Annotated in this window: 15 protein-coding genes and 4 tRNA genes; 17 read left to right on the top strand and 2 right to left on the bottom strand. The window is 52.8% G+C overall.

Annotation, left to right across the window (positions count from 1 at the left end; all coding sequences use genetic code 11):
• The first annotated feature begins 77 nt into the window (after positions 1-77).
• Positions 78-2,099, top strand: coding sequence for a DNA helicase Rep (rep, locus tag C7433_RS17730; RefSeq protein WP_110268650.1), 2,022 nt, complete (start codon positions 78-80; stop codon positions 2,097-2,099).
• A 28-nt stretch (positions 2,100-2,127) separates the two neighbouring features.
• Here the strand turns inward: rep and gppA are convergent, their stop codons facing one another.
• Together gppA and rhlB are read right to left on the bottom strand one after the other, a co-directional pair.
• The gene (gene gppA, locus C7433_RS17725) at positions 2,128-3,612 is read right to left on the bottom strand and encodes a guanosine-5'-triphosphate,3'-diphosphate diphosphatase (RefSeq protein WP_006121428.1); all 1,485 of its coding nucleotides are present in this window, start codon (positions 3,610-3,612) and stop codon (positions 2,128-2,130) included.
• Between the two features lie 7 nt (positions 3,613-3,619).
• Entirely contained in the window at positions 3,620-4,912 is a 1,293-nt protein-coding gene (rhlB, locus tag C7433_RS17720; RefSeq protein WP_033737345.1) for an ATP-dependent RNA helicase RhlB, read from the bottom strand.
• A 117-nt stretch (positions 4,913-5,029) separates the two neighbouring features.
• Between rhlB and trxA the strand changes: the two genes are divergently transcribed.
• The 16 genes from trxA (at position 5,030) to C7433_RS17640 (ending at position 18,703) form a co-directional block, all read left to right on the top strand.
• On the top strand, positions 5,030-5,362 hold the full coding sequence (gene trxA / locus C7433_RS17715) for a thioredoxin TrxA (RefSeq protein WP_006121430.1): 333 nt from the start codon (positions 5,030-5,032) through the stop codon (positions 5,360-5,362).
• A 341-nt stretch (positions 5,363-5,703) separates the two neighbouring features.
• Complete coding sequence (gene rho, locus C7433_RS17710; RefSeq protein ID WP_006121431.1) at positions 5,704-6,963, top strand: transcription termination factor Rho; 1,260 nt, start codon at positions 5,704-5,706, stop codon at positions 6,961-6,963.
• A 278-nt stretch (positions 6,964-7,241) separates the two neighbouring features.
• Entirely contained in the window at positions 7,242-8,327 is a 1,086-nt protein-coding gene (wecA, locus tag C7433_RS17705) for a UDP-N-acetylglucosamine--undecaprenyl-phosphate N-acetylglucosaminephosphotransferase (RefSeq protein ID WP_033737346.1), read from the top strand.
• 26 nt (positions 8,328-8,353) lie between these two features.
• Positions 8,354-9,403, top strand: a complete 1,050-nt coding sequence (wzzE, locus tag C7433_RS17700; protein WP_110268690.1) for an ECA polysaccharide chain length modulation protein — start codon at positions 8,354-8,356, stop codon at positions 9,401-9,403.
• A gap of 10 nt (positions 9,404-9,413) precedes the next feature.
• Positions 9,414-10,544 carry a non-hydrolyzing UDP-N-acetylglucosamine 2-epimerase gene (gene wecB, locus C7433_RS17695; RefSeq protein WP_110268649.1) on the top strand — a complete coding sequence of 377 codons (1,131 nt, stop codon included), beginning with the start codon at positions 9,414-9,416 and terminating at the stop codon, positions 10,542-10,544.
• Positions 10,541-11,800: a UDP-N-acetyl-D-mannosamine dehydrogenase gene (wecC, locus tag C7433_RS17690; protein WP_110268648.1), complete on the top strand. Its 1,260-nt coding sequence runs from the start codon at positions 10,541-10,543 to the stop codon at positions 11,798-11,800. Before wecB ends, wecC begins: the two co-directional genes overlap by 4 nt.
• 35 nt (positions 11,801-11,835) lie before the next feature.
• Positions 11,836-12,543, top strand: a complete 708-nt coding sequence (gene rffC / locus C7433_RS17685) for a dTDP-4-amino-4,6-dideoxy-D-galactose acyltransferase (RefSeq protein ID WP_006121436.1) — start codon at positions 11,836-11,838, stop codon at positions 12,541-12,543.
• Entirely contained in the window at positions 12,530-13,660 is a 1,131-nt protein-coding gene (gene rffA, locus C7433_RS17680; RefSeq protein ID WP_006121437.1) for a dTDP-4-amino-4,6-dideoxygalactose transaminase, read from the top strand. The genes rffC and rffA overlap by 14 nt, the downstream gene beginning before the upstream one ends.
• Complete coding sequence (wzxE, locus tag C7433_RS17675) at positions 13,660-14,910, top strand: lipid III flippase WzxE (protein WP_058701514.1); 1,251 nt, start codon at positions 13,660-13,662, stop codon at positions 14,908-14,910. The genes rffA and wzxE overlap by 1 nt, the downstream gene beginning before the upstream one ends.
• Positions 14,907-15,974: a TDP-N-acetylfucosamine:lipid II N-acetylfucosaminyltransferase gene (locus C7433_RS17670; protein ID WP_110268647.1), complete on the top strand. Its 1,068-nt coding sequence runs from the start codon at positions 14,907-14,909 to the stop codon at positions 15,972-15,974. Before wzxE ends, C7433_RS17670 begins: the two co-directional genes overlap by 4 nt.
• The gene (wzyE, locus tag C7433_RS17665; protein ID WP_006121440.1) at positions 15,971-17,314 is read left to right on the top strand and encodes an ECA oligosaccharide polymerase; all 1,344 of its coding nucleotides are present in this window, start codon (positions 15,971-15,973) and stop codon (positions 17,312-17,314) included. The genes C7433_RS17670 and wzyE overlap by 4 nt, the downstream gene beginning before the upstream one ends.
• Before the next feature lie 42 nt (positions 17,315-17,356).
• Complete coding sequence (gene wecG, locus C7433_RS17660; protein WP_058701552.1) at positions 17,357-18,097, top strand: lipopolysaccharide N-acetylmannosaminouronosyltransferase; 741 nt, start codon at positions 17,357-17,359, stop codon at positions 18,095-18,097.
• Positions 18,098-18,254: 157 nt separating this feature from the next.
• Positions 18,255-18,331 (top strand) — tRNA-Arg (locus C7433_RS17655).
• Positions 18,332-18,426: 95 nt separating this feature from the next.
• A tRNA-His gene (locus C7433_RS17650) sits at positions 18,427-18,502 on the top strand.
• A gap of 16 nt (positions 18,503-18,518) precedes the next feature.
• Positions 18,519-18,605 (top strand) — tRNA-Leu (locus C7433_RS17645).
• 21 nt (positions 18,606-18,626) lie between these two features.
• Positions 18,627-18,703 (top strand) — tRNA-Pro (locus C7433_RS17640).
• The last annotated feature ends 441 nt before the right edge of the window (positions 18,704-19,144 follow it).

The following is a 19,144-nucleotide window of genomic DNA, read 5'->3' as shown; positions in this document are numbered from 1 at the left end:
GTTAACGGCACCGCGTTCATGCCGTTGGCACGCGTGTGAGGCGAAGCGGGTATCTTATTCCAACAGAGCGATTCCCTATGCGTTTAAACTCCAGCCAACAACGTGCCGTCGAATTTGTCACCGGTCCCTGTCTGGTGCTGGCGGGGGCTGGCTCGGGTAAAACCCGCGTGATCACCAATAAGATCGCACATCTGATTCGGGAGTGCGGTTACCAGGCGCGCCACATTGCGGCCGTGACGTTCACGAATAAAGCCTCACGTGAAATGAAAGAGCGCGTCGCGCAAACGCTGGGGCGTAAGGAGGCGCGCGGCCTGATGATCTCGACATTCCATACCCTGGGACTGGAGATTATTAAGCGCGAATATGCGGCGCTGGGAATGAAGTCTAACTTTTCCCTGTTCGACGACCAGGATCAACTGGCCCTGCTTAAAGACCTGACCAGCCAGTGGCTGGAAGAGGACAAGACCTTACTGCAGCAGTTGATTTCCACCCTTTCCAACTGGAAAAATGATTTGGTTGATCCGCCCAAGGCGGCGGCATTAGCCCGTTCGGAGCGCGATAACGTTTTCGCGCACTGCTATGCCCTGTATGATCAGCACCTTAAAGCCTGTAATGTGCTGGATTTTGACGACCTGATCTTGTTGCCGACCCTTCTGCTACAGCGTAATCAGGAAGTGCGCGAGCGCTGGCAGCAACGTATTCGCTATCTGCTGGTTGATGAATATCAGGATACCAATACCAGCCAGTACGAACTGGTTAAATTGCTGGTGGGTGCCAGAGCGCGTTTTACTGTCGTTGGCGATGACGATCAGTCGATCTATTCCTGGCGCGGAGCGCGTCCGCAAAATCTGATCCTGCTGAATGAGGATTTCCCGACGCTGGAAGTGGTGAAGCTTGAGCAGAATTACCGATCTTCACAGCGTATCCTTAAAGCTGCCAATATCCTGATTGCCAACAATCCGCACGTGTTCGAGAAGCGCCTGTTTTCTGAACTGGGTATCGGTAGTGAACTGAAAGTGCTGAGCGCAAACAGTGAAGAACACGAAGCCGAGCGGGTAACGGGTGAACTGATTGCTCATCACTTTATCAATAAAACGCAGTATAAAGATTACGCCATTCTGTACCGGGGGAATCACCAGTCCCGGGTATTCGAAAAATTCTTGATGCAGAACCGTATCCCTTACCGGATTTCAGGTGGCACCTCCTTTTTCTCACGGCCAGAAATAAAAGATCTGTTAGCGTATTTACGCGTACTCACTAACCCCGACGATGACAGCGCCTTTTTACGGATTGTGAATACTCCCCGGCGTGAAATTGGCCCGGCGACGCTGCAAAAACTGGGTGAATGGGCCACTATCCGCAGTAAAAGTCTTTTTAACGCCAGCTTCGATGTGGGACTGGGGCAGACCCTGACCGGCCGCGGTCTTGAGCATCTGCAGCGCTTCACTCACTGGCTCAATGAGATTATCCAGCTCAGTGAGCGGGAACCCGTCAACGCTGTCCGTGATTTGATTCGCGGCATCGATTATGAAAGCTGGCTGTTTGAAACCTCCGGTAGCCCTAAAGCCGCTGAAATGCGCATGAAAAACGTTAATACGCTGTTTCAATGGATGACGGAAATGCTGGAAGGGAGCGATCTGGATGAGCCGATGACGCTGGCCCAGGTCGTCACGCGGTTTACGTTGCGCGACATGATGGAGCGCGGGGAAAGTGACGACGAGTCAGACCAGGTGCAGCTGATGACGTTGCATGCGTCTAAAGGGCTGGAATTTCCCTATGTTTTCCTGGTTGGCATGGAAGAAGGATTGCTCCCGCATCAGAGCAGTATTGATGAAAATAACGTTGAAGAAGAGCGCCGTCTGGCCTATGTCGGTATCACCCGTGCGCAGAAAGAGCTGACGTTCACCTTATGCCGTGAGCGCCGTCAGTACGGTGAACTGGTTCGCCCCGAGCCCAGCCGCTTTTTGCTGGAGCTGCCGCAGGATGATGTGGTGTGGGAAACCGAGCGTAAGGTGGTCAGTGCTGAAGAGCGAATGAAAACCGGCCAGAGTCGGGTGGCCGGATTACGGGCGATGCTGGAAAAGGCGAAAAAGGGTTAATGCGCCGATCGGGCGTAACCGCAAGTACTCAGGTCAGCGATAACTGCCAGTGTACATAGGACTGGTAATGACTTTCCTGTTCAAGCAGTTCCGCCCGAAGCGGATGTACATCCAGCCAGCCCGCCGGCAATGTGACATTCAGCGCTTCATCATCGGCCTGCATACGTACGGCAGGCAGGGTGTCATCGCGACGGCGACTGGAAAAGATAATCGACAGGCGCAGCAGGCGACACAGGCGCTCTGCCAGACGCGGCGGTACGGCATTTTGTTGGGTCAGTAACGCAAGATCGATGCTGCCGCTTTGGTTTTGCAGTAAGCAGGCGATCAGCTTTTTTTGCGCGGGCGTAAAACCCGGCAGATCAAGATGGCGAACCAGGTAGGCAGCATGCTGAGGTGCCTGACGGAAATCGACGCTCAGCCCGATTTCATGGATAGCACAGGCGCTCAGCAGTAATTCCCGACAGCGCTGATCCAGTTTCCAGACCACGCTGACCTGGCGAAAAAAACTTTCAGCCAGCTGACGTACCCGATCGGCCTGGCACACATCGATGTTGAACCTGCGCTGAACATTTTGCAGCGTACGGCTGCGAATATCACGATCAACAGGTAAGTGCAGCATTCCGTACACCAGCCCTTCGCGCAGTGCACCACCGGCCAGCGTCATGCTGTCGATATTGAGTTCCTGAAAAATGGCGATCAGGATTGAGAGCCCACTGGGGAACACAAGCGCACGTTCCAGCGTCAGTCCTTCGATTTCAAGCTCTTCCAGCTTGCCACATTGAATAGCGCGCTGCTTTAACTGCTGGAGTTTGCTCAGGGTGATGCGCTCATCCATGCCCTGTGCCACCATGATTTCCTGTAACGCCTGCACGGTGCCGGATGCACCGACGCAAACCTGCCAGCTCTGTTTGCGCAGTTCTGCCGAAATGGGCTGCAGCATGGCTTTGGCGGCCTGTTCTGCCTGATCAAAATTTTCCTGCGCCAGGTGACGATCGCCAAAGAAGCGTTCCAGCCAGGTGACACAGCCCATCTGCAAACTAAACAGCACGCTGGCATGGGAGCCGTCACCGGTGGCTAACTCAGTACTGCCACCGCCGATATCGACAACCAGACGTTGATCGGAGCCGCCGGTGGTGTGCGCCACGCCTTGATAAATCAGACGGGCTTCTTCTTCACCGCTAATCACATTGACGGCGCAGCCCAGAATCTGTTGAGCCTTATCCAGAAAGACCTGTGCATTTGCTGCAATACGCAGCGTAGCCGTCGCCACCACCCGAATCTGGTCAGGCGGAATATCCTGAAGTTGTTCCGAGAAAAGCCGCAAACATTGCCAGCCCCGCGCCATCGCTTCAGCTGACAAATGATTGGCGCTGTCCAGGCCAGCAGCCAGGCGCACCTTGCGTTTGATTTTGGCGATAGTCTGAATACTGCCAGACACTTCGCTGACTACCAGCATGTGGAAGCTGTTAGATCCTAAATCAATCGCAGCATAGAGTGTCGATGCGCTTAGCATGGTGAACTTAACCCGAACGTTTACGGTTGTTATGACGTGGAGCACCGCGACGACTGGCGTTATTTCCGCCACGACGCTGACCGTTGCCTGTACGATTACGCGTCAGACGTTTCGGCGGCGGGAGTTCACTTAACAGCGCATCGCTGTTGTATTTGCTCACCGGAATACTGTGACCAATGTACTCTTCAATACCCGGCAGATTTAACGCGTACTCTTCGCATGCCAGGCTGATTGAGTGGCCGCTTGCCCCTGCGCGTCCTGTACGGCCAATGCGATGAACGTAGTCCTCGCGGTCATCAGGCAGATCGTAGTTAAAGACATGTGTCACTGCGGGAATGTGCAGGCCACGTGCCGCAACATCGGTCGCCACCAGGATATCGATGTCACCTTTGGTAAAGTCATCCAGAATGCGTAAACGCTTCTTCTGAGCCACATCGCCGGTCAGCAAGCCGACACGGTGACCGTCCGCAGCCAGATGGCCCCAGATATCTTCACAGCGATGTTTTGTATTGGCGAAAATAATCGCGCGATCGGGCCATTCTTCTTCCACCAGCGTTTGCAGCAAACGCATTTTCTCTTCGTTGGAAGGATAGAAAAGCTCTTCTTTAATGCGGTGGCCCGTTTTTTGTTCCGGCTCGACTTCAACGTATTCGGCGCTATTCATGTGCTCAAAGGCCAGTTCACGCACGCGATAAGAGAGCGTGGCCGAAAACAGCATGCTCAGGCGTTGAGTTGCGGGTGGCATGCGGCGGAACAACCAGCGAATATCTTTAATAAAGCCGAGATCGAACATGCGATCGGCTTCGTCCAGCACCATGACCTGTATGGCGCTGAGGTTGACGTGATTCTGCTTCGCATAATCAATTAAGCGACCCGTGGTGCCGACCAGAATATCGACACCGTTTTCCAGAACTTTTAACTGCTTGTCATAGCCGTCTCCACCGTAAGCCAGGCCTAGTTTCAGGCCGGTCGATGCCGCCAGCGGTTCTGCATCCGCATGAATTTGCACGGCAAGTTCACGCGTAGGTGCCAGAATTAACGCGCGAGGTTGGTTAACCTGGCGTCCCTCTGGTGCAGGGTGAGAAAGAAGATGATGAAACGTTGACGTTAAAAACGCCATCGTTTTGCCGGTACCGGTTTGCGCCTGACCTGCGACATCACGCCCTGAAAGCGTAAATGGCAGTGCTAACGCCTGAATAGGCGTGCAGTTATGAAACCCTTTTTTATCAAGGGCTTCCACTACCTGTGGGTGCAGGGCGAAGTCGGAAAACTTCTGTTCAGTTAAGTGTGTTTTGCTCATAGTGTGGTAGAATATCAGCTTACTATCGCTTTACGAAAGCGTATCCGATGAAATAAAGTCAACCAACATTGGTTTATATTACGCCAATTCGCCAGGCATAATCTTGTGGAGTAAAACATGAGCAGCGATAAAATCGTTCATCTGACCGATGACAGTTTCGACACCGACGTGCTGAAAGCCGACGGCGTTATACTGGTAGATTTCTGGGCTGAATGGTGTGGTCCTTGTAAAATGATCGCCCCAATCCTTGATGAAGTTGCAGAAGAGTATGATGGCAAGCTGACCATCGCTAAGCTGAATATTGACGATAACCCAGGTACCGCACCGAAATACGGCATTCGTGGCATCCCGACGCTGCTGCTGTTTAAAAACGGTGAAGTCGCTGCAACGAAAGTGGGCGCATTGTCCAAAGGTCAATTAAAAGAGTTCCTGAACGCCAACCTGGCGTAAGCGGGCTGAACGTTCGGCAGTGGTTAAATTTTTTCCTCCTGCTGGACGTTCGCTTTTAAGCGTGCTAACTTATTTTCACTGCACTATGATCATACCTTGTAGTTAGCATTCAAAGTTTTCCCTTGTTAAACCCTGTCGCACTGTACCTACCAGCGGTTTAGCAATCTAACGACTAGCTCTACTCTGACTTAAATCGACCGACTCCTCGCTTCCAGTCATCATTCAAGACAACGATCGTTGAGAAGAGTTGAAAAGTCATTAACAGAACAGGCATGGATTAACTGCCATACCATTCACGACAAACATTTCGAGTATTACCCCGAGTTTAAGAACCCATCACTATGAATCTTACCGAATTAAAAAATACGCCGGTTTCTGAGCTGATTACCCTCGGCGAGAATATGGGGCTGGAAAACCAGGCTCGTATGCGCAAGCAGGACATTATTTTCTCAATCCTGAAGCAGCACGCGAAAAGCGGCGAGGACATCTTCGGTGATGGTGTGCTGGAGATATTGCAGGATGGATTTGGATTCCTCCGCTCTGGAGACAGCTCCTACCTCGCCGGTCCTGATGACATCTACGTTTCTCCCAGCCAAATTCGCCGCTTTAACCTCCGCACTGGTGACACCATCGCCGGCAAAATTCGCCCACCAAAAGAAGGTGAACGCTATTTTGCGCTGCTGAAAGTTAATGAAGTCAACTACGACAAGCCTGAAAACTCGCGCAACAAAATTCTGTTTGAAAACCTTACGCCGCTGCACGCTAACAGCCGTCTGCGTATGGAGCGCGGTAATGGATCAACCGAAGACTTAACGGCGCGCGTACTGGACCTGGCGTCGCCCATTGGCCGCGGTCAGCGTGGCCTGATTGTTGCTCCGCCAAAAGCCGGTAAAACCATGCTGCTGCAGAACATCGCACAGAGCATTGCCTATAACCATCCTGACTGCGTGCTGATGGTGTTGCTGATCGATGAGCGTCCGGAAGAAGTGACAGAGATGCAACGCCTGGTCAAAGGCGAAGTGATTGCCTCAACCTTCGATGAGCCGGCTTCGCGTCACGTTCAGGTTGCAGAGATGGTGATCGAAAAGGCTAAGCGCCTGGTTGAGCATAAAAAAGACGTCATCATTCTTCTCGACTCCATTACGCGTCTGGCCCGTGCCTATAACACCGTGGTGCCGGCCTCCGGTAAAGTGCTGACAGGTGGTGTGGATGCTAACGCCCTGCATCGTCCTAAGCGTTTCTTTGGTGCGGCGCGTAACGTGGAAGAGGGCGGCAGCCTGACCATTATCGCGACTGCGCTGGTGGATACCGGTTCGAAAATGGACGAAGTGATTTACGAAGAGTTTAAAGGCACCGGTAACATGGAGCTTCATCTCTCACGTAAGATTGCGGAAAAACGCGTCTTCCCGGCCATTGATTACAACCGTTCCGGTACACGTAAAGAAGAGCTGTTAACCTCTCAGGAAGAACTGCAGAAAATGTGGATCCTGCGTAAAATTATTCACCCAATGGGCGAAATCGACGCGATGGAGTTCCTGATCAACAAGTTGGCCATGACCAAAACCAACGATGAATTCTTCGACATGATGAAGCGCTCTTGATCCTTTTAAGCGCCATCTGAGCAGGATGGCGTTTTTTACTTTAAAAGATCGTAAAATAGCTCTGACGCCACGTTCTGACGTGGCGTTTTTCATTTACGGGCTATAGGATTGTGGTCTGGCAGACGTAATAATAATGACGGTGAAAGTGGTGGACGGTTGACCGTCCGTACACCGCTTAATGCCGAATTCGGAATCTGGGACGGTAATATGCGCCTTCTTTCGCGTATTGTGTGTATCCAGGATGATAGCTGAGAGCGTTTAACGTGAATTTACTCACTATGAGTACTGAGCTTGGTTTAGTTTTTGTCTTTTCCCTGGCGTTTCTTTTCCTTGCTCGTAAAGCAGCCGAGAAAATTGGACTGGTTGACAAGCCCAATATGCGTAAGCGCCACCAGGGGGTAGTACCGCTGGTGGGGGGCATATCCGTTTATGCAGGTATCTGTTTCGCCTTTTACATTACTAATTATTACCTGCCGCACGCCATGCTTTACCTGGCCTGCGCGGGCGTACTGGTATTTGTCGGGGCGCTGGATGACAGGTTCGACATCAGCGTAAAAATTCGCGCGACAGTACAAGGTATTGTGGCTGTAGTGATGATGTTTTTTGGCAAGCTCTATTTGCTGAGCCTCGGATTTATCATAGGCCCGGTTGAATTGATTGTCGGGCCGTTTGGTTACGTCCTCACTCTTTTTGCTGTCTGGGCAGCAATTAATGCTTTCAATATGGTCGATGGCATCGATGGCCTTTTAGGGGGGCTTTCCATTGTGACCTTTGCGGCAATGGGAATTATTCTCTACCTTGATGGCCAACACAGCCTCGCAATGTGGTGCTTCGCGATGATCGCCGCCACATTACCCTATGTTTTTCTTAATCTCGGTTTTCTGGGCCGGCGCTACAAAGTCTTTATGGGGGATGCGGGCAGCACTATGATTGGTTTCACCATCATATGGATTTTGCTCGAAACGACTCAGGGCCTGAGTCATCCTATTACACCTGTTACGGCATTGTGGCTAATCGCCATTCCTTTAATGGATATGGTAGCCATCATGTATCGTCGTTTAAGCAAGGGAATGAGCCCCTTTTCTGCCGATCGTCAGCATATTCACCATTTAATTATGCGGGCCGGTTTTACTTCCCGTCAGGCTTTCGTCCTGATTACTTCCGCTGCGGCACTTCTTGCAGGTATTGGCGTACTGGGAGAATACCTTGCCTTTATACCTGAATGGGTGATGTTAATTCTGTTTCTGATTGCCTTCATGGGTTACGGCTATTGTTTGAAGCACGCATGGCGCGTGGCAAGAAAAATCAGACGCTTTAAACGCCGCCTGAATAATTTTAGAAATGCCAGGAAAAATGAACCCTGATGAGTCTTAAAAAGGATGACGCTGTGATGCCTGCAAACGTTGTGGAGAACGAACTGGATATTCGCGGCCTGTGCTGCCGCTTGTGGCGCGGAAAGCACTGGATAGTCGGTTGCGCAGTGCTGATTGCAGTGGCAGCCTGGCTGGCGACGCTGCTGATGAAACAGGTATGGAGCACAACAGCGATTACAGGACGTCCAACAGTGAATATGCTGGGCTCGTACTATTCACAGCAGCAGTTTCTCAATAACCTGGATGTACGCAATGACGCCGTGACGTTAACCAGCGCGTCTCCCAACGTGATGGATGAGGTTTATCATGAGTTTCTGGTGCAGCTTTCCTCCTGGGATACTCGTCGCGAGTTCTGGCTGCAAACCGACTATTACAAAAGCCGGAAAAGCGGCAATGCGCACAATGATGCGGTCCTGTTAGACGAGCTAATTGATAACATCCAGTTTACGCCAGCGGATACCGCGCGTAACACGTTCGACAGCGTCAAACTGAAAGCGGAAACGGCGAGCGATGCCAACAACCTGTTGCGTCAGTACATTGCCTATGCCAGTGAGCGCGCAGCACGTCATCTCAACGCGGAGCTAAAAGGTGCGTGGCAGGCACGAGATGCGCAACTTCAGGCACAGGTCAGGCGTCAGGAAGCTGTGGCGAATGCCGTCTTCCAGCGTCGCATTCATCGTCTGGAACAGGCGCTGAAGGTGGCCAGCCAAAAAGGAATTACTGAAAAACAGACGAATGAAGTCAGTGAGAGTCTTGCTGACAGCGACCTGTTTTTAATCGGTCAGCCGCTATTGCAGGGGCAACTCGACACCCTGCGTGCGACGGGACCGAGCTTTGATATAAGCTACGATCAAAATAAAGCGATGCTGACGACACTGGATGCAGGACCTGCGTTAACCAACAAATTTCAGACCTACCGTTATTTACGTACACCGGAAGAGCCGGTGTCACGTGACAGCCCACGCCGGGTATTTATGATGGTGATGTGGGGCGCGGTAGGGGCACTGGTTGGCGCCGGTGTGGCACTGGCACGTCGTCGGCGACCCATGTCAGATACACAAGATTGAGAGAAACAGTGTGAAAGTTCTGACAGTTTTTGGCACCCGACCTGAAGCCATTAAGATGGCACCACTCGTTCAGGCCCTGGCACAGGATCCGGCTTTTGAATCACGGCTGTGTGTAACCGCACAGCACCGTGAAATGCTCGATCAGGTGCTGAGCTTATTTCAGCTTCAGCCTGACTACGACCTCAATATTATGCGGCCTGAACAAGGATTAACGGAAATAACCTGCCGTATCCTGCAAGGCATGCACACCGTCCTTCTCGATTTCAAACCCGACATTGTTCTGGTTCACGGTGACACCACAACCACGCTGGCGGCCAGTCTGGCTGCGTTCTATCAACAAATACCTGTCGGCCATGTTGAAGCGGGTTTAAGGACAGGCGATCTGGCATCGCCGTGGCCTGAAGAGGGCAATCGTAAACTGACAGGCCATCTGGCACGGCTGCATTTCACGCCCACCTCCCGTTCCCGCCAGAACCTGCTGGATGAAAATCTGCCCGATGACAGCATTGTGATTACCGGCAATACGGTGATTGATGCCCTGCTGTGGGTGCGCGATCGGGTACTGGATGATAACGCCATTAATGCGCAACTGGCTGCACGTTATCCGTTTCTGGATGAAAACAAAAAGCTGGTACTGGTAACGGGCCATCGGCGGGAAAGTTTTGGCGAGGGGTTTGAGCGTATTTGTAGCGCTTTAGCCGAAATTGCGCGTCAGCACCCTGAGGCGCAGATCGTTTATCCTGTGCATCTCAACCCGAATGTCCATGAGCCCGTTAACCGCATTCTGCGCGACATCAAGAACATTGTGCTGATTGAGCCGCAGGAGTATCTGCCGTTTGTCTGGCTCATGAATCGTGCCTGGCTCATTCTCACCGATTCTGGCGGAATTCAGGAAGAAGCGCCTTCACTGGGTAAACCCGTTTTGGTGATGCGTGAAACCACGGAACGGCCAGAGGCGGTTGACGCGGGAACGGTAAAACTGGTGGGAACGGATACGGCGAAGATTGTTGCCGAAGTCAGCGCATTACTGAATGACGACGAGGCCTGGCAGACCATGAGCCGCGCCCATAATCCCTATGGGGATGGCAATGCCTGCGGGCGAATCTTACAAGCCTTAAAAGATAACAGAGCCAACTTATGAGTTTTGAAACCATTTCCGTCATTGGACTGGGTTACATTGGGCTGCCTACCGCAGCCGTTTTTGCCTCAAAGGGAAAAAAAGTGGTGGGCGTTGATATCAATGCCCGGGCTGTTGACACCATCAACCGCGGTGCCATTCATATCGTCGAACCCGATCTGGAACAGGTGGTGCAGGCAGCCGTTGCGCGTGGCGATTTACGTGCCACCACGCAACCGGAAGCGGCGGATGCCTTTTTGATTGCCGTCCCTACGCCCTTCCAGGCCGATCGCCAGCCCGACTTACGTTTTGTGCAGGCGGCCGCAATATCCATCGCACCGGTTTTGAAAAAAGGCGATCTGGTGATTCTGGAGTCGACGTCTCCGGTAGGCAGTACCGAGCAGATGGCGGAGTGGCTGGCTGCCGCGCGGCCTGATTTACGTTTCCCCCAGCAGGGCGATGAACCGGACGTTTTTATTGCCTACTGCCCTGAGCGTGTTTTGCCCGGCCAGATCATGGTCGAGCTGATTAAAAACGATCGTGTTATTGGCGGCATGACGCCAGCCTGTTCTGCCCGTGCCAGCGCGTTATATCGTCTTTTTCTCCAGGGCGAGTGCGTGGAAACTCATGCCCGTACCGCCGAAATGTGCAAGCTGACCGAAAACAGCTTCCGGGACGTAAACATTGCGTTTGCCAATGAGCTGTCCCTGATCTGTGCTGAGCAGCAGATTAATGTCTGGGAGCTTATTGCGCTGGCAAACCGTCATCCTCGTGTGAATATTCTTCAACCCGGTCCCGGCGTAGGCGGACACTGCATTGCCGTCGACCCCTGGTTTATCGTGGCGCAGAACCCTGACTTAGCGCGACTGATCCGTACCGCCCGCGAAGTGAATGATGCCAAGCCACACTGGGTACTGGAGCAGGTAAAAAAAGCACTGGCAGACTGTCTGACGCAAACCGATAAGCGCGCCAGCGATCTGACGATTGCCTGTTTTGGCCTGGCGTTTAAGCCAAATATTGATGACCTGCGTGAAAGCCCGGCGATGGAAGTCGCCCATTTGATTGCAGACTGGCATCAGGGCCGTACCTGGGTGACTGAACCGCATATTGAGCAGATTCCCGAACGTCTGGAAACGCAGGCCACGCTGGTGTCAACAGAGCAGGCGCTGCAACAGGCCGATATTCTGGTGATGCTGGTCGATCATCAGGCGTTCCGCGCCATTGATGCGGCGCACGTGACCCAGCAATGGGTCGTTGATACGAAAGGTGTCTGGCGCTGAAAACAGACGCTGATTAACAAAGCTCTGAGGAACACATGTCCGTTCACGTTAAGGTCAATCCCCTCGACTGGGAGAGCCAGTTTTTCGGCATCCAGTCTGTCAGACTGGAAACGGGTGGAACATTGCCGCTGGAAAGCGCGCTTCAGCATCCTTGTGCGTTGTTTCAAATTAAAGTGCCCGCTGATCAGACCGCCACTATTGACGCCCTGAATCAACATCAGTTCCAGTTGGTGGAGGGCGAGGCGGAGTTGTCCCTCACGATTAAACGAACCGAGCGGCAAACGGGAGTTCGTATTGCCCGTCAAGGCCAGATCCCCGCACTGCGTGAGGCGGCTTCTCAGGCCTTCCGCCAGAGTCGGTTTCGTTCGCCGTGGTTTGCGCCAGAAGAGAGCGGACGTTTTTACGCGCAGTGGATTGAAAATGCGGTACTTGGCACCTTTGATCATCAGTGTCTGGTGGCCTGCGATGACAGCGGTGCGCTGCAGGGATTCGTGTCTTTGCGTGAGGTAGATGGTGATGCCCGCATTGGCTTACTGGCTGTTGTGCCTGCGGCGCAGGGGCAAAGTATTGGTCAGCGCCTGATGCTGGCGGCAGCTGACTGGGGACGTGTACGCCAGCTCGATCGGCTGCGCGTCGCAACACAAATCAGCAATCTCACGGCGATGCGTCTTTATTTACGCAGTGGTGCACGACTGGAAAGCACGGCGTACTGGTTTTACAGGAGAGGTCATGATTCCCTTTAATGCGCCCCCGGTTGTGGGCAGCGAAATCGACTATATGCAGTCGGCCATGAGCAGCGGCAAGCTCTGCGGCGATGGTGGTTTTACGCGCCGTTGCCAGCAGTGGATGGAACAGCGTTTCGGCAGTGCAAAAGTGTTACTGACGCCTTCCTGTACCGCATCACTGGAAATGGCGGCATTGCTGATCGATATTCAACCCGGCGATGAGGTCATCATGCCGAGTTACACCTTTGTGTCCACTGCGAATGCCTTTGTACTCCGGGGCGCAAAAATCGTGTTTGTGGATGTGCGCCCTGACACGATGAATATGGATGAAACGCTGATCGAAGCCGCCATCACGGATAAAACGCGTGCTATCGTACCGGTACATTATGCCGGCGTTGCCTGTGAGATGGACACGATCATGGCGCTGGCGGCCCAGTACAAGCTGTTTGTCATTGAAGATGCTGCGCAGGGCGTGATGTCACGTTATAAAGGGCGGGCCTTAGGCACTATCGGTCATATCGGCTGCTTTAGTTTTCACGAAACCAAAAACTACACGGCGGGCGGAGAAGGCGGTGCAACGTTGATCAATGATGCCAGCCTGGTTGAGCGTGCGGAAATCATCCGTGAAAAAGGCACCAACCGCAGCCAGTTTTTTCGTGGTCAGGTAGATAAATATACCTGGCGCGATATGGGATCCAGTTATCTGATGGCGGATCTACAGGCGGCTTATCTTTGGGCGCAACTGGAAGCCTCCGAGCGTATTAACCAGCAGCGGTTGCGGTTATGGCAGCGCTACTATAATGCGCTAAAACCGCTGGCAGAAAACGGCCACATTACCTTGCCCACGGTTCCGGCCGACTGTCAGCACAACGCGCACATGTTCTATATTAAACTGCGCGATCAGGAACATCGTCAGGCGTTGATTAACTGGCTTAAAGAGGCCGAAATCCTGGCCGTTTTCCATTATATTCCGCTGCACACTTCACCTGCTGGCCTGCAGTTTTCCCGTTTTGCGGGCGATGACCGCTTCACCACGGCCGAAAGTGAGCGCTTATTGCGGCTGCCGCTGTTTTTTAACCTGTCAGATAATAACCAGAGCACGGTTATCAGCTCACTGCTGAGCTTCTTTTCCTGATGTCATTAGCCAAAGCCTCTGTATGGACGGCCTCTTCAACTCTGGTCAAAATTGCCGTGGGCCTGCTGGTGGTCAAGCTGCTGGCGATCAGTTACGGCCCGGAAGGCGTTGGTCTGGCGGGGAATTTTCGACAGTTGATCACGGTGCTGGGCGTTCTGGCGGGGGCCGGGATTTTCAACGGCGTCACAACCTTTGTCGCGCAATATCGCCAGCAACCGCAGCCGTTGCGCGCGCTGGTTGGAACGGCCTCGGCGATGGTGACAGGCTTTTCAACACTGCTGGCGCTGGTTTTTTTGCTTGCTGCAGCCCCTGTCAGTACCGCCTTGTTTGGGCACGATCGCTATCAAAACGTTATCCGTATCGTTGCTTTTTTGCAGTTCGGCATTGCCTGGGCCAATCTCATTCTGGCTTTAATTAAAGGCTACCGGGATGCACAGGGTAATGCGTTGGCGCTGATGACAGGCAGCGTGACTGGCGTAGCCGGTTATATGCTGTGCTGGGGGCTGGGAGGGTACGCGGGCGCATTAACCGGTTTAGCGATGGTGCCGGCATTACTGGTTATTCCTGCCCTGGTGATATTCAGGTATCGTGTGCCGCTGCCCTTAAGCTGGCTGCGTCCGCATTGGCAGCCTGAGATGGCGCGTCAGCTGGCAAAGTATACGCTGATGGCACTGATCACCGCCGTCACGCTTCCGGTTGCCTGGGTCATGATGCGAAACCAACTTGCCGCTCACAACGGCTGGGCTCAGGTCGGTTTATGGCAGGGCGTAACCAGTATTTCCGATGCTTACCTGCAGTTTATTACCGCAACCTTTAGCGTCTGGCTGCTGCCCACGCTGGCCAGGTTAGAAAACAAAACAGAGATTGCACGAGAGATCGGACGGGCATTGCGCTTTGTGTTGCCGGCTGTCGCGGCGGCCAGCCTGATCGTGTGGATAATGCGGGATATCGCTATCCGCCTGCTGTTTTCTGCCGCATTCCATGATATGCGGGATCTGTTCGTCTGGCAGTTGTGTGGGGATGTTTTTAAAGTGGGGGCTTATGTTTTTGGCTATCTGGTCATCGCGAAAGCATCGTTACGTTTTTATGTGCTGACGGAAATCAGTCAGTTTGCGTTACTGACCCTGTTTTCCCGTTGGCTGATTCCGTTACACGGTGCCAGTGGCGCAGCGCAAGCCTATATGTTCACGTACATTACCTATTTCGCGCTCTGCTGTGGCGCCTTTATTCTCTACTGCCGAAGAAAATGACTTTGATTCACGTTTTGGGATCGGATATTCCCCATCACAATCTCACGGTGTTGCGTTTTTTTAATGACGTGATGAGCACCGAACTGCCTGCGCCTGTGGCGCGTCACTTTATGGTGGTCACCAGGCAGCCGGAAAGCCTTATTGGCTTTGATGCATTGCGCATTGAAACGTTTAGCAGCAAGAAAGCGCTCTCTGAAGCACTTTTACGCCGGGCTAAACAGCGCGAGCAGCGTTTCTTTTGCCATGGACAGTTTAATCCCTGGCTGTGGCTGGCGTTACTGAGTGGCAGGCTGCACCGGTCTCAGGTGTACTGGCACGTCTGGGGCGCCGATTTATATGAAGACTCGCGCAGCCTCAAATTCCGCCTGTTTTATTTTCTGCGTCGTATTGCGCAGGGGCGAATTGCACGTGTCTTCGCGACTGAAGGCGATCTGTATCATTATCAGCAACGCCATCCTTCGGTACCGCGCACCTTACTTTACTTTCCAACCCGTTTACCCACCACGGCGATAACGCCCCGCCCGGATGACATCCTGACGGTGCTGCTGGGGAATTCAGGCGATGCCAGTAATCGTCATACAGAAGGGCTGGAGGCGATTCGGGCGCAGTTTGGCCAGAATGTGCGTATTGCGGTGCCGCTTGGCTATCCGCCCAATAACGATGAGTATATTGCCCGGATTCAGAATGCCGCTGACAGGCTTTTTCCTCAGGGGCAGGTAACGTTACTGCGTGAAAATTTGGCCTTCGATGATTATCTGGCATTGTTGGCGCGCTGCCATTTAGGCTATTTTATGTTCGAGCGGCAGCAGGGCGTAGGCACGTTGTGTTTGTTGATTCAAGCCAATATCCCCTTCGTGCTGACGCGTAAAAATCCTTTCTGGCGTGATGTCACCGCGCAACAGCTTCCGGTCCTGTTCAGCGATGATGCGCTGACGCCTGCTATCGTTGCAGAAGCGCGCCGACAGCTCATGGGATGCGACAAGCAGCACGTTGCGTTTCTGGCGCCGGGCTATCTCGTGGGTTGGCAGGCGGCGTTGCGCCTTTGCGAAGGAGAGCCTTCATGAGTCTACTGGCGTTTAGTGGTCTGCTGTTAGTCTACGTGCTGTCACTCATGATCATCGTCACGCTGAATGTACGCGAGATGAAACAGGAACGATTTAACTTTCACCTGTTTTTTACCTTGCTGTTTCTGCTGACCTTTTATTTTGGGTTTCCGCTTACCAGCATTCTGGTGTTTCGTTTTGACACTCAGGTGGTGCCGGCCGATTTTTTACTGCAGGCGATGCTGTCTGCCACAGCGTTTTATGTCATTTACTTTGTCAGTTACAAGGTCCGTCTCAGGCCGATGGCGACATCACCTGCCCGGCCCTGGCTACAGATGAACCGTGTGGAGACGCATTTGACCTGTGGCCTGCTGGCGCTGGTCGCCATCGCGACCGTGACGGTTTTTTTCATCCATAACGGCTTTTTATTATTTCGCCTCACAGCCTACAACCAGATCTTTTCCAGTGAGGTTTCCGGTGTCGCTCTGAAGCGCTTTTTCTATTTCTTTATTCCGGCGATGTTGATCCCGTATTTTTTACATCCTACACGCCGTAACTGGCTGCTCTTTCTGATTGTCACCGTCAGTTTTGGCTTGCTGACCTATGCGCTGGTTGGCGGGACGCGTGCCAATATCATCATCGCTTTTGCGCTGTTTCTGTTTATCGGAATTACGCGTGGCTGGATAACCTTATGGATGCTGGCCGTCGCTGGCGTGATGGCCATTGCCGGTATGTTCTGGCTGGCGCTGCGACGCTATAACCTGGACGTAATGGGCGCAGAAGCGTTTTATACCTTTCTTTATCTGACCCGGGACACTTTTTCGCCCTGGGAAAATCTGGCGTTGCTGCTCGAAAATTACCATAAAATCGATTTTCAGGGTTTAGCGCCCATGTGGCGTGATTTCTATGTATTTATCCCGTCATGGCTGTGGCCCGATCGTCCTCTGACCGTCCTCAACAGTGCCAACTATTTCACATGGGAGGTGCTTAATAACCATTCAGGTCTGGCGATCTCTCCTACCTTAATCGGTTCACTGCTGGTGATGGGCGGTATTGGGGCGATAGTGCCAGGTGCTGTGGCTGTGGGCTTAATAATTAAAGGCTTTGATAGCTTGTATAAGCGCGGACGCAGTGAGTCAAATCGCTATACGGGGGCCATTCTGCAAAGTTTTTGTTTTGGTGCGGTATTCAACATGATTGTACTGGCGCGTGAAGGGCTGGATGCATTTGGCTCCCGCGTGGTGTTTTTTTGCCTTATTTTTGCGGCCTGCCTGGCGGTAGCGAAACTGCTTTACGGATTACTGAATCATGTCGGTCTGATTCGCAGCCGTAGAGAACGTCCGCTGCATAGCCCATCCTGACGCTGATGCACCTCTGGTATGAAAGGGAAAAACAATAAAGATATGAGTACGCACACCGGTACACCACGCTACGAGATTCGCGGTATCACCCTGTACGGTTTCGACAGCATGACAGCGTTTGTCGATTTTTTGATGCCCCCATCCGGTATCCGTACAGGTACGTTGGTGGCCATTAATGCGGAAAAGGTTTTGAGTGCTGAACGGGATGCGGCGTTGAGCGCCCAAATCCAGCAGGCCGAATTCAATTACCCTGATGGCATCAGTATTGTACGGTCGATTCGAAAGAAATATCCCCAGGCCTCCGTGCAGCGCATCGCGGGTGCCGATCTGTGGGAAGCCTTAATGCAACGCGCTGGCCGCGAGGGGACACCGGTGTTTTTGATTGGTGGCCGTGAGGCGGTATTGGATGAAACGTGCGCGAAGCTGCGTCGTCAGTGGAACGTCAACATCGTCGGTGCCCAGAACGGTTACTTTGTCCCGTCTGAACGTGAGGCGCTGTGTGCCCGTATTGCAGCGAGCGGCGCAAAGCTGGTGACGGTAGCAATGGGCTCACCACGCCAGGAGCTTTTCATGGCGGATTGCCAGAGGCAGTGGCCAGAGGCGCTGTATATGGGCGTAGGCGGCACCTACGATGTCTTTACGGGACACCTAAAGCGTGCGCCTGTCTTCTGGCAAAAACTGGGGCTGGAGTGGCTCTATCGCTTGCTCGTGCAGCCCAGTCGCTTGCGCAGGCAGTTAAAGCTGATGAAATACCTGCGTTATCACTGGCGTGGCGATCTGTGATATCGCTGATTAATGCCAGAATTTCGCGTCCGCACAGGCGTAAATGCGTTATTTGTCGACGAAATGCACAAAGCGTAATCAAACGCGCTATTTTCTTTAAAAAGCACTAGACAGGATGGGCGCTTATCTCTAGTATGCACATCCGCAACGGCGCTACGCGCCCGTAGCTCAGCTGGATAGAGCGCTGCCCTCCGGAGGCAGAGGTCTCAGGTTCGAATCCTGTCGGGCGCGCCATTTAGTTTGTGCGTATGAGCTTCGGTGGTATCAGTACCGCGTTAGGTAGAAAGATTTAAATGCTGTAGGTTTGACTTACAACATTCAGTACAGTGGTGGCTATAGCTCAGTTGGTAGAGCCCTGGATTGTGATTCCAGTTGTCGTGGGTTCGAGTCCCATTAGCCACCCCAGATTTTGCTGGGATACGCGAAGGTGGCGGAATTGGTAGACGCGCTAGCTTCAGGTGTTAGTGTCTTAACGGACGTGAGGGTTCAAGTCCCTCTCTTCGCACCAGGCAAAACAAATTAAAAAAATCGGCGAGTAGCGCAGCTTGGTAGCGCAACTGGTTTGGGACCAGTGGGTCGGAGGTTCGAATCCTCTCTCGCCGACCATTTTTAGAAACCTGTCTGAGAAGACAGGTTTTTTTTCGTCCGTACAAAAGAGGGTGAAGACCACCGAAGGCGGTTTGTGCCGGGCGAAGCGAGGCAACGTTGCGAATGCAAAAACCTGCACAGGAAGCATAGTCTTCTCTCACCAGAACGGTCTGCACAAACAGGTTTATCGTCTTGCCGAAAGGGCGATGCGCATCTGTGAGAGCGGTTTCTGGTCAGATGTGGTGAGAAAGAAATTTGGTTTGCGTTTCCGCCGTAAGCGGCGCTATTGCTCGTCTGTCCAGCCTGATTTGCTTACGGTAGTTCTGCGAAAACAGGGATTACGTGGTTGTCGCAGAATTGAGACGCATAACTCATTGTTTTAAATGAAGTTGACGCGCCTTTACTTTACGTGTCGCTTATTTGCGACGTAAAGCGAGTGCTGTGTCGCATTATCCCGAC

The sequence above is a fragment of the Pantoea sp. PNA 03-3 genome (assembly GCF_003201175.1).
Lineage (GTDB): Bacteria > Pseudomonadota > Gammaproteobacteria > Enterobacterales > Enterobacteriaceae > Pantoea > Pantoea stewartii.
The sequence above is the reverse complement of the archived record's forward strand: the minus strand, read 5'-3'. Positions and strand labels throughout refer to the sequence as shown.